We start from the raw sequence: 13,846 nt of genomic DNA on the forward strand, positions 1-13,846 counted from the left end.
TACGCCCAGTAAAACCAGGCGTAGCCCACAGGGCCCCGCCCACGAACTCAGGTGCGCTCGCGCCAGCGGTTGGTGATGGGCAGCCGGCGGTCCTTGCCGAAGCCCTTCGCGGAGATCTTGGTGCCCGGCGGGTACTGCCGGCGCTTGTACTCGGCGGTGTCCACGAGCCGCAGGATCCGGGTCACCAGCGGATCGTCGTATCCCGCCGTCACGATGTCCTTACGTCCCTGGTCACGGTCGACGTACAGCTCCAGGATCCGGTCGAGGACCTCGTAGTCGGGGAGCGAGTCGGTGTCGACCTGGCCGGGACGCAGCTCGGCGCTCGGCGGCTTGGTGATCGAGTTCTCGGGGATGGGCGGGGTCTGGCCCCGCTCTTCCGCCGCGCGGTTGCGCCACTTCGCCAGGCGGAAGACGGAGGTCTTGTAGACGTCCTTGATCGGGCCGTACGCGCCGACCGAGTCCCCGTAGAGCGTGGAGTAGCCGCAGGCCAGCTCGGACTTGTTGCCCGGCGCGAGGACGATATGGCCCTCCTGGTTGGAGATCGCCATCAGCATCGTGCCGCGCAGCCGCGACTGCAGGTTCTCCTCGGCCAGCCCGGTGAGCTGCAGGGAGTCCATATAGGCGTCGAACATCGGGGCGATCGAGACCGTGCGGAAGTTGAGCCCGGTGCGCCGCGCCAGCTCGGTGGCGTCGGCGACGGAGTGCTCGGAGGAGTAGCGCGAGGGCATCGCGACGCCGTACACGTTCTGCGCGCCGACCGCGTCACAGGCGAGGGCGGCCACCAGCGCGGAGTCGATCCCGCCGGAGAGCCCGATCAGCACACTGCGGAAGCCGTTCTTCGCCGCGTAGGCCCGCAGCCCCACGACCAGCGCCGTGTAGACCTCCTCGTCGTCGCCGAGCCGCTCGGCCTCGCCGCCCGCGAGCTCCGGCTGGTAACCAGGCAGCGGGTCGGGGGAGAGGGTGACATGGTCGATGCGCAGCCCGTCGTCCACGACCCCCTCGGGGACGGAGTCCGGGTCGGCGGCTGGCAGCTCGAGGTCGAGCAGCACACAGCCTTCCGCGAACTGGGGGGCGCGCGCGATGACTTCGCCATCCCGGTCCACGACGATCGAGTCGCCGTCGAAGACCAGCTCGTCCTGGCCGCCGATCATCGCCAGATACGCGGTGGTGCAGCCCGCCTCCTGGGCCCGCTTGCGCACCAGGTCCAGCCGGGTGTCGTCCTTCTCCCGCTCGTACGGCGAGGCGTTGATCGACAGCAGCAGCCCGGCCCCCGCCGAGCAGCTCGCCGGCACCCGGCCGCCGTCCTGCCACAGGTCCTCGCAGATGGCGAGCGCGACGTCGATGCCGTGGACGCGCACCATGGGCAGGGTGTCGCCGGGCACGAAGTAGCGGAACTCGTCGAAGACGCCGTAGTTCGGCAGATGGTGCTTGGCGAAGGTCAGCGCGACCGTGCCGCGGTGCAGCACGGCGCCCGCGTTCTGCGGTGAGCCGGCCGGCTGGCCGTAGCGCCGGGCGCGCTCGCTGCGGTCGAGATAGCCGACGACCACCGGCAGCTCGCCCAGCCCCTCGGCGTTCAGCCGCTCGGCGAGTGAGTGCAGGGCCGCGCGCGACGCCTCGACGAAGGACGAGCGCAGCGCCAGGTCCTCGACGGGGTAGCCGGTCAGCACCATCTCGGGGAACGCCACCAGATGGGCGCCCTGCTCGGCGGAGTGCCGGGTCCAGTGGAGTATCGACTCGGTGTTGCCGTCGAGGTCTCCGACGGTCGAGTCGATCTGGTTCAGAGCGAGGCGAAGTTGAGGCACGCGCCCAGTGTAATCGTCTGTCTGACGCGATAGCCGGGGGTGTCTCCCTTCTCACGCCGGACGCCGGACGGCGGCGCCGGGGCGGACCCCGCCCGGCCCCTTCGCCTCCGGGGCCGGGCCGTCCCGGACGCCGCGGCTACTTCTGGTAACCGAGGATGGTCATCATCCCGGACTCCGAGTGGTAGACGTTGTGGCAGTGGACCATCCACAGCCCCGGGTTGTCGGCGTCGAGGTCCACGTTCACCTTGTGGTGCGGCCGCAGGATCGTGGTGTCCTTACGGGGGCCGCCGTCCGGCAGCCCGAAGGTGTGGCCGTGCAGATGCATCGGATGCCACATGTCGGTGCCGTTGATGAAGGAGATCCGCACCCGCTCACCGGCCCGCACCGGATAGCGCTGCGCGGGGTCGTACGGCCGGCCGTTGATCGCCCAGTCGTAGCGCCGCATCGAGCCGGTGAGCCGCATCCGGATGATCCGGTCGGGCTCCTTGGGCGCCAGGCGTACGTCCTCCGCCGCCTTCAGCCGGTCCGCGGTGAGCAGCTCGCCGTCCAGCTCCTTGGGGCGCGGGAACTTCACGGGGCTCTTGCCGCGGGTGCGCAGCACCGCCATCGCGGAGCGCCCCTTGCCCTCGGCCAGGACGGCGAGCGGGAAGACCCCGTCCTTGACGGTGACCAGCACGTCGTAGCGCTCGCCCATGCCCAGCAGCAGCGCGTCCGTCTTGGCCGGTACGACGGGGTAGCCGTCGGTATGGGTGACGGTCATCCGGTGGCCGCCGAGGGCGACGCGGAAGGCGGTGTCGCCGCCCGCGTTGATGAGGCGGATGCGGATCCGGTCGCCGCGCTTGGCGCGGAAGACCTGCGGGGACTCCGGGCTGCGCCCGTTGACCAGGTAGTAGGGGTAGGTGACATCGCCCGCGTGGCCGCCCAGCAGCTCGCTCTCCATGGGCGCGGCGGGCGCGGCCTTCTTCGGCGCCGCGGGGCGGGCCGCGCCGCGCTTCGCGGCGCCCGCGGCCGTGCCCTTGGCCGCGCCCTTGGCGGCTCGTTTGCCGCCGTCCCCCATGGAGTGGCCGCCCTTGCCGCCGCCCAGCCGTTCGAGCTCCGTGTCCGGGGTGCGGCCGCCCACCCCGTCGAGCCAGTCGTCGAGAACGACGACCCACTCCTTGTCGTACTTCAGCGGCTCCTTCGGGTCCTCCACGATCAGCGGTGCGTACAGCCCCCGGTCGAGCTGGACGCCCGAGTGCGGATGGACCCAGTAGGTGCCCGGGTAGTACGCGGTGAAGCGGTAGTCGAAGGCGGCGCCGGTCTTGACCGGCCGCTGGGTCACCCCCGGGACGCCGTCCATGTCGTTGCGCAGCCGGATGCCGTGCCAGTGCAGCGTGGTGGGCTGCGGCAGGTTGTTGGCGAGGGTGAGGGCGATCGTGTCGCCCGCGGTCACCCGGATCTCCTGGCCCGGCACCTGGTCCTCGTACGCCCAGGACGCCACCTTGCGGGCGCCGATGTCCAGGGTGGTCGCGGTGGCGGTGAGCCGGAACGTCCGCACCGGGCCGGGGCCCCGCCGCTGCTCGGTCGCGGCGACCTCCGGGCCGTGGGGGGAGACATACCCCGGCGGGGCGTCCTCCGCGGGCGCGCCGGCCCGGGCGGGGGCGCCCATCGCGTTGCTGTCCATACCGTCGTGGCCCGCGGCCCGGGGGTGGGAGCCGCAGGCCGCGAGCAGACCGCTGCCCGCGGCGGCGATGCCCGTGCCGAGCACGGCACGGCGAGTCTTTTCGTGCATGAGTCGGTACCCCAATGCTGATGTGTGCCGGATGCGTGAGGGTCGGCGCGTCCGCCGCCCCGCCGGAAGGGCGGGCGGCCGACGCGCCGCTCTATGCGACGCATCAGCGGTCGGCTGTGGGGTGAGGGGCTCTGGTACACCGCCGCCTCCATCTGACCGTTCAGATCATCTGACCGTTTGATCATCGTGATAATCGGCACCCTACCCCCAAGGGGTATGGAGCTCCCGCAGGCGCCACGATGGGCGCGGAACGCCCGGGGCGGGGACGGGCCGGGTGAAAGTACGATGCACACATCGTGGTGAGCTGAGGGGAGACCGGAGAGCCCGGACGAAACCTCCGTGTAATCCCACCGCGTGATACTGGGCTGCGGAAGGTGCCCCGCGCCCGCGAAAAGAGCCGTTTGACCTGCAAGGATAGGGGACCATGGATAAGCAGCAGGAGTTCGTGCTCCGTACGCTCGAAGAGCGCGACATCCGGTTCGTGCGGCTCTGGTTCACCGACGTGCTCGGCTTCCTGAAGTCCGTGGCCGTCGCGCCGGCCGAACTCGAGGGCGCCTTCGACGAAGGCATTGGCTTCGACGGCTCCGCGATCGAGGGCTTCGCCCGTGTCTACGAATCCGACATGATCGCCAAGCCGGACCCCGGGACGTTCCAGATCCTGCCCTGGCGCGCCGAGGCCCCCGGGACCGCCCGGATGTTCTGCGACATCCTGATGCCGGACGGCTCACCGTCCTTCGCGGACCCCCGCTTCGTCCTCAAGCGCATCCTCGCCAAGACCTCCGACCTCGGCTTCACCTTCTACACCCACCCCGAGATCGAGTTCTTCCTGCTCAACCAGAAGCCGGTGGACGGCAGCCGCCCGGTGCCCGCCGACTCCTCCGGCTACTTCGACCACACCCCGCAGAACATCGGCATGGACTTCCGCCGCCAGGCGATCACCATGCTCGAATCGATGGGCATCTCGGTCGAGTTCTCCCACCACGAGGGCGCCCCCGGCCAGCAGGAGATCGATCTGCGCTACGCCGACGCGCTCTCCACCGCCGACAACATCATGACCTTCCGCCTGGTCATGAAGCAGGTCGCGCTGGAGCAGGGCGTACAGGCCACGTTCATGCCCAAGCCGTTCTCCGAATTCCCCGGCTCGGGCATGCACACCCACCTCTCCCTCTTCGAGGGCGACCGCAACGCCTTCTACGAGTCCGGCTCCGAGTTCCAGCTCTCCAAGGTGGGCCGCTCCTTCATCGCGGGGCTGCTCCGCCACGCCGGGGAGATCTCCGCCGTGACCAACCAGTGGGTCAACTCCTACAAGCGCATCTGGGGCGGCTCCAAGCGCACCGCCGGCGCGGGCGGCGAGGCCCCCTCCTACATCTGCTGGGGCCACAACAACCGCTCCGCCCTCGTCCGCGTCCCCCTCTACAAGCCCGGCAAGACCGGCTCCACCCGCATCGAGGTCCGCTCCCTGGACGCCGGCGCCAACCCCTACCTGGCCTACGCGGTGCTGCTCGCGGCCGGGCTCAAGGGCATCGAGGGCGGCTACGAACTCCCGGCCGGCGCCGATGACGACGTCTGGGCCCTCTCCGACGCCGAGCGCCGCTCCCTCGGCATCGAGCCCCTGCCGCAGAACCTGGGCGAGGCGATCGACCTGATGGAGCGCAGCGAACTGGTCGCGGAGACGCTCGGGGAGCATGTCTTCGACTTCTTCCTGCGCAACAAGAAGCAGGAGTGGGAGGAGTACCGCTCCGAGGTGACCCCCTTCGAGCTGCGGAAGATGCTGCCCGTTCTCTGACCTCCCCACGTCCGATAACTGTCGCTTCTGGTTGCGAGAACCATGAGCTCTTGGACTTATGGCAGCACTGCCGAAACCCTTGAGCTCATGGATCTCGTGGACATCAGAAGAGCGATCGCGGCCGAACGCCGGGAGCTGGCGGACCTGTTGGACACTCTGACGGCCGAGCAGTGGGACGCGCCCAGCCTGTGTGCGGGGTGGCGGGTGCGGGAGGTCGCGGCGCATATGTCCATGGGGTTCCGGTATCCGCTCCCCGCGGTGCTGTGGGAGCTGACCAAGGCGCGCGGCGGCCTTCACCGGATGACCGACCGGCTCGCCCGTAAGGACGCGGCCACCGCCTCGACCAGCGAACTGGCCGCGTTCCTCAGGGACCACGCCGACCACCCTTGGAAGCCGCCGGTCGGCGGGATCGAGACGGCGCTGGGTCACGATGTGATCCACGGCCTGGACATCACCGTCGCGCTCGGGATCGACCGCCGGGTCCCCGAGGAGCGCCTTCGTGTCCTGCTGGGGACGGTCAACCCCAAGAGCCTGAAGTTCTTCGGGGCCGACCTCGACGGGGTCCGGCTCCGCGCCGACGACCTCGACTGGTCCTACGGCACCGGCGCCGAGCTGACCGGCGCCGCCCAGGACCTTCTCCTGGTCGCCTACGGCCGCAGGCTCCCGACGGGCCGTCTCCACGGTGAGCCGCGGGCCCGTTTCGTCGCCGCCTGACCCCGCTCGGACCTGCCGCTTCGCCCTTGGGGTCGCTTAGGCTCGTCAGCGGCGCCTTTGATCACCGGTGTGCGCGTGGTCGAACGGCGCGGAGTCGACCAGGGACGGGAGGCGGCGGGATGTCCGTACCGCAGGGACGCAGGAGCAGCAATTTCACCCGGCTGCTGCGGCACGGTTTCACCGACGCCTCGGCCGCCCAGCGGCTGCTGGACGCGCCCGAGCTGGCCGCGGTGCGCAGCGATTCGGTGCTGTTGGAGGCGCTCGGCGCGACCGCCGACCCGGATCTGGCGCTGCTCGGGCTCGTACGGCTCGTCGAGGCGCTGCCCGAGGAGGAGGCGGCGAAGGGGAAGGGCGGCGCGGGGGAGAACGGCGGGCAGCGGGCCGGTTCGCGGCAGGCGCTGCTGGACACCCTCGTCACCGCCAAACCGCTGCGCGACCGGCTGCTCGGGGTGCTCGGGGCCTCCGAGGCGCTGGGCGACCACCTCGCCCGCCATCCGGGGGACTGGCACGCCCTGGTGACGTATGAGTCGGCCGATCTGCATCCGGCCACCCCCGAGTTCGAGCGGGCCCTGGCCGAGGGGGTCTGGGGCGCGCCCGGGGCGGGGCTGCCCCGGGCCGACGCGCTGCGCGTCGCCTACCGCCGGGCGCTGCTGGCCATCGCGGCCCGCGATGTGTGCGGCACCATCGACATCACCCAGACGGCCGCGGAGCTGGCCGACCTGGCGACCGCGACGCTGCGGGCCGCGCTGGAGATCGCGGCCGAGGAGCAGCCGCAGGACGCCGCCGCCTGCAAGCTGGCCGTGATCGGTATGGGCAAATGCGGCGGCCGCGAGCTCAATTACGTCTCCGATGTGGACGTGATCTTCGTGGCGGAGGCGGTCGAGGGGGTCCAGGAGGACGAGGCGGTGCGGGCCGCCTCCCGGCTCGCCTCCCGGCTGATGCGCGTCTGCTCCGATGTCACCGTCGAGGGCACCATCTGGCCTGTGGACGCCAACCTCCGCCCCGAGGGGCGCAACGGCCCGCTGGTGCGGACCCTCTCCAGCCATCTGGCGTACTACCAGCGCTGGGCCAAGACCTGGGAGTTCCAGGCGCTGCTGAAGGCTCGTCCGATGGCGGGCGACGCCGCGCTCGGCCAGGCGTATGTGGACGCCCTCGCGCCGATGGTCTGGCAGGCCGTCGAGCGCGAGAACTTCATCCCCGATGTGCAGCAGATGCGCCGCCGGGTGGTCGAGAACATCCCCGCCGCCGAGGTCGACCGCGAGCTCAAGCTGGGCCCCGGGGGGCTGCGCGACGTCGAGTTCGCCGTCCAGCTGCTGCAGTTGGTGCACGGGCGGTCCGATGAGTCGCTGCGCAGCGGTACGACGCTGGACGCGCTCGCGGCCCTGGCCGCGGGCGGCTACGTGGGGCGCACCGACGCCGCCGCGCTGGACGCCGCGTACCGCTTTCTGCGCACCATGGAGCACCGCCTCCAGCTCTACCGGCTGCGCCGCACCCATCTGATGCCCGAGGGCGAGGCCGATCAGCGCCGCCTCGGCCGGTCGCTGGGGTTCCGCACCGAGCCGGTGACCGAACTGGGCACCGCCTGGCGGCGGCACGCCCGCGAAGTGCGGCGGCTGCACGAGAAGCTCTTCTACCGGCCGCTGCTGGACGCCGTCGCCCAGCTCCAGCCCGGCGAGATCCGGCTCAGCCCCAAGGCGGCCGGTCAGCGCCTCACGGCCCTGGGGTACGCGGACCCGGCCGGTGCGCTACGCCATCTGGAGGCCCTGGCGTCCGGTGTGACCCGAAAAGCGGCGATTCAGCGTACGTTGCTGCCTGTGCTGCTGGGCTGGTTCGCCGATTCCGCCGACCCGGACGCCGGGCTGCTGGGCTTCCGCAAGGTCTCGGACGCGCTCGGCAAGACCCCTTGGTATCTGCGGCTGCTGCGCGACGAGGGCGCCGCCGCCGAGAACCTGGCCCGGGTGCTCTCCGCCGGGCGGCTCGCCCCCGATCTGCTGCTGCGCGCCCCCGAGGCGGTCGCCCTGCTCGGCGACCCGGAGGGGCTGCGCCCGCGCGGCCGGGCCCATCTGGAACAGGAGGTGCTGGCCGCCGTCGGCCGCGCCGACGGCGCCGAACAGGCGGTCGCGGTGGCGCGCGGGGTGCGGCGGCGCGAGATGTTCCGTACGGCGGCCGCGGACGTCATCGAAAGCGCCCGGCTGGCCAACGGCGAGGTGCGCCCGACCGTGAGCTGGCCGCTGTCGGAGGACCGGACGCCGGGCCGGGCCACCGGAGCGGCGGTGACGGCGCCCGTCCCCTCGCCGGGCAAGACCCCCGAGGTCCCCAGCGCCCTGCGGGAATCCGAGCCCCATATGCCGGCCCGGCCCGCCGTCCCCGCCGCCGAACCGCCCGTGGACGGCGCGGCGCTGATCGACATGGTCGGCGACGCCCTCTCCGATCTGAACGCCGCGACCCTCGCCGGCGCCCTGCGCGCCGCCGTCCGCGACACCTGGGGCGATGAGCTCCCCACCCGCTTCGCCGTCATCGGCCTCGGCCGCTTCGGCGGCCATGAGCTCAGCTACGGCTCCGACGCGGATGTGCTCTTCGTCCATGAGCCACGCGAGGGGGCCGAGGAACAGGAGGCCGCCCGCGCCGCCTTCGCCGTGGCCAACGAGATGCGACGGCTGCTCCAGCTCCCCACCGCCGACCCGCCCCTGCTCATCGACGCCGATCTGCGCCCCGAGGGCAAGTCCGGGCCACTGGTGCGCACCCTCGGCTCGTACGCCGCCTACTACCGCCGCTGGGCGCTGGTGTGGGAGAGCCAGGCGCTGCTGCGCGCCGAACCGGTGGCGGGCGACCCCGGGCTCGGCCGGCGGTTCATCGAGCTGATCGATCCGCTGCGGTATCCGGCCGAGGGGCTGGGCGAGGACGCGATCCGCGAGATCCGGCGGCTCAAGGCCCGGATGGAGTCCGAGCGGCTGCCGCGCGGGGCCGACCCCACCACCCACGCCAAGCTGGGCCGGGGCGGTCTCAGCGATGTCGAGTGGACCGTCCAACTGCTCCAGATGCGGCAGGGCTGGGCCGAGCCCGGACTGCGCACCACCCGCACCCGCGAGGCCCTGGCCGCCGCCCACGCCGCCGAGCTGATCTCCACCGAGGACGCCCAGACCCTGGATGAGGCATGGGTCCTCGCCAGCCGCGTCCGCAACGCCGTCATGCTGGTCCGCGGCCGCGCAGGCGACACCTTCCCCACGGACGTCCGCGAACTGGCCGCCGTGGGCCGCTACTTGGGCTACGGCCCCGGCCACGTCGGCGAGATGCTGGACGACTACCGCCGCACCACCCGCCGGGCGCGGGCGGTGGTGGAGCGGCTCTTCTACGACTACGAGAGCTGAACACCCGCGGTTCGTCGCCGGGTCAGCCGTCCGCGGGCAGGGTGATGCGCAGCGGGCCGCAGCCGATGCGATCCGCCTCCGCGGCCACATAGCGGGGGAGGAGCGTACGGATGTCGACGGGGCGTCGGCCGCTGTCCGCCCGGATCAGGAAGGTGACCGGGCCGGTCTGGCACTCGGCCTGGAACATCCCCATGTCGTCGCGGACGAAGCCGTACCCGTCGTGCTCACCGGCCTTGATCCGCTTCTTGGCGCCGTCCTGGGACAGCCGCGCGTAGAGCATGGCCAGCCGGGGGTCCTCCACCGTCATCAGCCGCAGTTCGGGATGGTGGAAGAGCACCCGGCGGTCGCAGGTGCGCACCGGCCCCGTGCCCCGGGTCACCAGGGTGCGGCCCAGCGAGTCGCGCCCGTACCCGCGGGGGAGGGGCAGCCCCTTGACGCCGCACATGGCGTCCTTCTTCTCGTCCAGGAACCGCGGCGGCTCCGGCATCCGGCCGGTCGGATCGGCGATGGTGCCCGTGCACCCCTTCTCGGCCATGTAGTGGTTGACCAACCCGACCACGGCACGCGCGAGTCGGTCGCGGGCCGCCGCGCCGACCTCGTCGTCGTAGAGCGTCCAGCCGGTCGCCAGGTCGATCACGGTCGGACCGCCGGTGATATCCGCATCACGCGGCCGGCCGATGCAGCCGTCGGGCACCGCGAGCCAGGCCCGGGTGTCCGAGGCCATGCCCAGCAGGCCGCCGCCCAGCGGGGTGAGCCGCGCGGACAGGAACTCATCGGCCCACTGGTCGCCCGCGCCGCCGAACCGGGTGTCCAGCTGATGTGCCTGGACGGTGATCCGCGAGCCGTCCGAGGTCAGCAGGCATTGGCCGGACGAGCCCTCGGCGCCGGTGCGATCGCTGGTGATGGGCACCTCGGAGCTCTTGACGTCCGCTGTGCCGCCGCTTCTGCCCTCGAACAGCGCCGCCGCATCGTCCCGGCTGAAGGCCCCCCAGCAGGCCCGGTCCTCCGCGAACGGACCCGCCTCGGCCTGCCAGGCCACGCCCGCGCCACCGAGCAGCGCTCCCACGACGGCCCCGGTCACGGCCATGATCACGGCCAGCCGGGGGCGGCTGCGGGCCAGGCGCTGCCAGTGCCACACGGGGCGCCGCCGCTCGTGCAGCGGCACGCGGGTGCTGTTCTCGTTGTTCTCGTTGTTCTCGGAGTCGGTCATCGGCTCGATCCCCCAGGCGCGACGGGCGCGCAACCGACGCGTCGCGCAACGGCGTTGGCGAAGGTGGCGAAGTACGGTGTCGTCTCGTGCAGGGACGGGGCGAGCATCAGCACGGTGAGCGGGCGCCCCGCGCAGTCGGCCCGTACGACCTTGTAGTCGTCGGCGAAGACCCCCGTACCGCGCCAGCCGCGCCCCGGTGCCTTGCTGCCCGTGGCCCCGTCGAACAGCGCGGAGAGCCGCGGCTCGGCGACCATCAGTGCGTCGAAGTACCGGCCCTCACCGCGCTGCGTCCGTACCGAACAGGACTGGAGATCCCGGGTGACCGCGCCGACCTGGTACTCCAGGTCGCGGCCCTCCTCGCCGAACTCCAGGCCCCTGATCCGGCAGGCGCGGGTGAAGAAGGACTCCTCCTCCTCGGGCAGTGTGGTCATCGGTGAGGCGGCTTCGAGCGGCTTCGCCGGGGCGCAACCCGCCTTCCCCATCGCGCGGTTGGCGACCGCGACGAGCAACTCGGCCACGGACTGGGAGCCGCCGAGCCCCGCGTCGCCCGACATGGTGGAGTCGGGATAGACCGACTGTGCCGTCGAGTCGAGCGTCACCGCGGTCGGCCGCCCGTCGTGGGTGTCGCATCCCTTGGGCAGCACCAGCAGCGCATGCGTGCCGTCGGTGGCGCCCGGCAGCCAGTCGGGCAGCGGCATCGCCCGGTCGCCGAGGTATCCGCCGATCCACTCCATGCGCCGCCCGGCGTCCTCGGGCGCGGGGCCGTAGGTGACCGTGACCTCGGTCTCCTCCGTGACCTTGTCGCCATCGCTGCTGTAGCGCTCGGAGTGGAGCGCCACGGTGCACCGCCCGCGCGGCTGCCGCGGTGTCGGCGCGGTCTCCTTGGACGTACGGCTCGCGTTGTCCTCGTCGAGCGCCTCGCCGCTCAGGAAGCCCGGCCCGCTGTCCTCTTTCCAGGCACCCCAGCAGTAGCTGTCTTTCCCATCGAACGGCCAAGTGTCCGTGGCCCAGGTCCCGACCCCTGCCGCCACCAGCACCACCACGGCGCCGCCGACCAGAGCCACCCGGCGGCGCGCGCCGCCCATCAGCTGTTTCATTTATGCCCTTCCCCCGTGTGGCCGCCGATCCTACTCAGCGGCTCCGCATACGGCGTGAAGGGGCCATGGCAATTCCGTAGGCGTCAGCGGCTGTTCGACGCGGGCGGCTCGTCGAGCCGCACCGTGATGGTGACGCGCCCCTTCCCCTCGACCCGGGCGACCCCGTGCCCGGCCCGCTCGCTCCCGTCCAGATCCAGCACTATCGGCCAGCCTTCACCGGTGAAGTTGCGCCACCACAGCTTGCGTTCGGGCATCGCCACGGCGATCGTGACGACATCGGTGGCGCGCTGATAGGCGACCGGCGTACTGAAGCTGCGCCCCGACCGCCGCCCCGTATACGTGACGACCGTGAGCCGCCCACGCACCCTCCGCCCCCACCGCGGAGAGGACCGCAGCCCGACCATCCAGGCATTGAACCGGTCGGTGACTCGCTTCGGAAGCGGCCCTTTGTACCGCACACAAACCTCCAGGTGCCGAGGGACGGGGGAACGTGGCGTCACCGTAGCCCCGCGGATGGCGCACACCCCCGAAGTGAGACAGACGAGCGCCGAACCCTCTCGTATGGCACCCGCGCCAGGGCAACTGGACTGCTTATGAACTGACCCCGTTGACCTGGAACCACACCGCCTTCCCGGGCCCCGGTCCGTGGTGGCAGACGCCCCAGTCGGTGGCGGAGCTGCCGATGATGAGCAGCCCTCGGCCGTTCTCGGCGTCGGCGGTGTCCCGGGCAAGGCTGCGCTGGGCGGGGAAGCCGGGGGCATCGTCGCTCACGAGAACGCGCAGGGTGCCGTACGGTCCCCACTCGGCGTAGAGGGTGACGGGTGCCGAGCAGCCGCTGGTCCGGCAGGCGTTGACGGCGTTGGTGACGGCTTCGGAGGTCAGGAGCAGAGCCGTATCCGTTAAATCGGTGCGGTTCGCGCTGCGCAGGGCGGTGCGGACGGCTTCTCGGGCGGTACGGACCCAGCCGGGGTCGGGCGGGAAGACGAGGGAGAAGTCGGCGCGGGGGAACTGGGCGCTCATGGTGATGTTGCCTCCTTCGGCCAACGGCCGTTGGGCGGACGCCGGTTGGGCGATTCGTCTTCGACGGTAGAGATTTAGGTTTCCATACTGCAACCCATGTGGCTGGATTCCCTCCAACGAGTGGCCTTGCCTCCGCCAAGCGGGCAGACTGCTCACGATCACGAGGAGGTCGTCATGGGGCTACGGGCCAACCCGACGCAGCGGCAACGGCGTCTGGGGTCGGAACTGCGAAGGCTCCGCAATGAGCGAGGCTTGTCCGCAGCGGAGGCGGGGGCCTTCGCCGGTCTCGGCTCGCCGCACCTCGGGCACATTGAGGCGGGTCGAACGGCCATTCCCGAGGCGAAGCTCCGCGCGCTGCTCGCCGGATTCGGTTGCCAAGGTGAACCATTTGCCAACGTGCTCGTCGCCATGAGCGAGTCCAAGGGGAAGGGCTGGTGGTCGGACTACCGCAAATCCCCGCTCGCTCAGAGCGCTCATGATCTCGCGGAGCTTGAAGCGACTTCGGTGGCACACCGCTCGTTCCAGTGGATGTACGTGCCTGGGTTGCTCCAGACTCCTGAGTACGCGCGAGCCCTCACGACCGGAGGTGAGCCGGAGGCGGGTCGCGGCTTGCTGGACACGTACGTCGAGTTCCGGCTGAAGCGTCAGCAGGTCTTGGCCAGGGAGTCCCCGCCCACCTTTCACGCGGTCATCCACGAGGCGGCGTTCCATATGCAGTTCGTGGAGAACGGCGTTATGCGCCGCCAGATCGAGCACCTTGTGGAGATGGCTCGGCTGCCGCATGTCCACATCCAGCTCCTGCCGTTCAAGGCGGCCCTCTCCCCGGCGACGCCGGCGGCGGCGTTCGTCCTCTTCGGGGCCGAGGTGCCCGAGCTGGACACGGTCTACGTGGAGCACCCCGTGTCCTCGGCGTTCCTCGGAGACCAGACGCATCTCGCTCAGTACGGCACTGCTTTCGAACGCCTCACGACGGCGGCACTGCCACCGGTTGACCCGGCTCCCGAACGCGAGTCCTATATGCGTGGTGACTCACTTAGGCTCGTGCAGCATCTGCTGTACACGCTCTGAGGAGATCCTC

10 protein-coding genes are annotated in these 13,846 nt (G+C 71.3%); 4 read left to right on the plus strand and 6 right to left on the minus strand.

The window, feature by feature from the left end; translation table 11 throughout:
• Nucleotides 1–47: 47 nt before the first annotated feature.
• Together J5X86_RS37695 and J5X86_RS37700 are read right to left on the minus strand one after the other, a co-directional pair.
• Entirely contained in the window at nucleotides 48–1,802 is a 1,755-nt protein-coding gene (locus J5X86_RS37695) for an NAD+ synthase (RefSeq protein ID WP_208521165.1), read from the minus strand.
• Between the two features lie 136 nt (nucleotides 1,803–1,938).
• Nucleotides 1,939–3,573 carry a multicopper oxidase family protein gene (locus J5X86_RS37700; RefSeq protein ID WP_208521166.1) on the minus strand — a complete coding sequence of 545 codons (1,635 nt, stop codon included), beginning with the start codon at nucleotides 3,571–3,573 and terminating at the stop codon, nucleotides 1,939–1,941.
• Nucleotides 3,574–3,997: 424 nt separating this feature from the next.
• On the opposite strand from J5X86_RS37700, the gene glnA reads away from it, so the two are divergent.
• From glnA to J5X86_RS37715, 3 genes are all read left to right on the plus strand, one after another.
• Complete coding sequence (gene glnA / locus J5X86_RS37705) at nucleotides 3,998–5,359, plus strand: type I glutamate--ammonia ligase (protein ID WP_208521167.1); 1,362 nt, start codon at nucleotides 3,998–4,000, stop codon at nucleotides 5,357–5,359.
• Between the two features lie 87 nt (nucleotides 5,360–5,446).
• Entirely contained in the window at nucleotides 5,447–6,073 is a 627-nt protein-coding gene (locus J5X86_RS37710) for a maleylpyruvate isomerase family mycothiol-dependent enzyme (RefSeq protein ID WP_208521168.1), read from the plus strand.
• Between the two features lie 119 nt (nucleotides 6,074–6,192).
• Complete coding sequence (locus tag J5X86_RS37715) at nucleotides 6,193–9,441, plus strand: bifunctional [glutamine synthetase] adenylyltransferase/[glutamine synthetase]-adenylyl-L-tyrosine phosphorylase (RefSeq protein WP_208521169.1); 3,249 nt, start codon at nucleotides 6,193–6,195, stop codon at nucleotides 9,439–9,441.
• Between the two features lie 22 nt (nucleotides 9,442–9,463).
• Here the strand turns inward: J5X86_RS37715 and J5X86_RS37720 are convergent, their stop codons facing one another.
• From J5X86_RS37720 to J5X86_RS37735, 4 genes are all read right to left on the minus strand, one after another.
• The gene (locus J5X86_RS37720) at nucleotides 9,464–10,651 is read right to left on the minus strand and encodes a hypothetical protein (RefSeq protein ID WP_208521170.1); all 1,188 of its coding nucleotides are present in this window, start codon (nucleotides 10,649–10,651) and stop codon (nucleotides 9,464–9,466) included.
• Nucleotides 10,648–11,748, minus strand: a complete 1,101-nt coding sequence (locus J5X86_RS37725; RefSeq protein ID WP_208521171.1) for a hypothetical protein — start codon at nucleotides 11,746–11,748, stop codon at nucleotides 10,648–10,650. Before J5X86_RS37725 ends, J5X86_RS37720 begins: the two co-directional genes overlap by 4 nt.
• 83 nt (nucleotides 11,749–11,831) lie before the next feature.
• Nucleotides 11,832–12,113, minus strand: coding sequence for a hypothetical protein (locus J5X86_RS37730; protein WP_243982475.1), 282 nt, complete (start codon nucleotides 12,111–12,113; stop codon nucleotides 11,832–11,834).
• A gap of 226 nt (nucleotides 12,114–12,339) precedes the next feature.
• A complete protein-coding gene (locus tag J5X86_RS37735) occupies nucleotides 12,340–12,768 on the minus strand; it encodes an ATP-binding protein (RefSeq protein ID WP_208521173.1) in 429 nt (142 codons plus the stop codon).
• Between the two features lie 252 nt (nucleotides 12,769–13,020).
• Here J5X86_RS37735 and J5X86_RS37740 point away from each other — a divergent pair, with 252 nt between their 5' ends.
• Nucleotides 13,021–13,836: a DUF5753 domain-containing protein gene (locus J5X86_RS37740; protein WP_243982477.1), complete on the plus strand. Its 816-nt coding sequence runs from the start codon at nucleotides 13,021–13,023 to the stop codon at nucleotides 13,834–13,836.
• Nucleotides 13,837–13,846: the final 10 nt, after the last annotated feature.

Origin of the sequence: Streptomyces sp. NEAU-YJ-81 (assembly GCF_017592595.1) — a bacterium.
Taxonomy (GTDB): Bacteria; Actinomycetota; Actinomycetes; order Streptomycetales; family Streptomycetaceae; genus Streptomyces; species Streptomyces hygroscopicus_B.

Bases quoted from the DNA above. Each gene is read 5' to 3' on its own strand.
- J5X86_RS37700 (WP_208521166.1), bottom strand. From the start codon at position 3,573: ATGCACGAAAAGACTCGCCGTGCCGTGCTCGGCACGGGCATCGCCGCC.
- glnA (WP_208521167.1), top strand. From the start codon at position 3,998: ATGGATAAGCAGCAGGAGTTCGTGCTCCGTACGCTCGAAGAGCGCGAC.
- J5X86_RS37725 (WP_208521171.1), bottom strand. From the start codon at position 11,748: ATGAAACAGCTGATGGGCGGCGCGCGCCGCCGGGTGGCTCTGGTCGGC.
- J5X86_RS37720 (WP_208521170.1), bottom strand. From the start codon at position 10,651: ATGACCGACTCCGAGAACAACGAGAACAACGAGAACAGCACCCGCGTG.
- J5X86_RS37710 (WP_208521168.1), top strand. From the start codon at position 5,447: ATGGATCTCGTGGACATCAGAAGAGCGATCGCGGCCGAACGCCGGGAG.
- J5X86_RS37735 (WP_208521173.1), bottom strand. From the start codon at position 12,768: ATGAGCGCCCAGTTCCCCCGCGCCGACTTCTCCCTCGTCTTCCCGCCC.
- J5X86_RS37715 (WP_208521169.1), top strand. From the start codon at position 6,193: ATGTCCGTACCGCAGGGACGCAGGAGCAGCAATTTCACCCGGCTGCTG.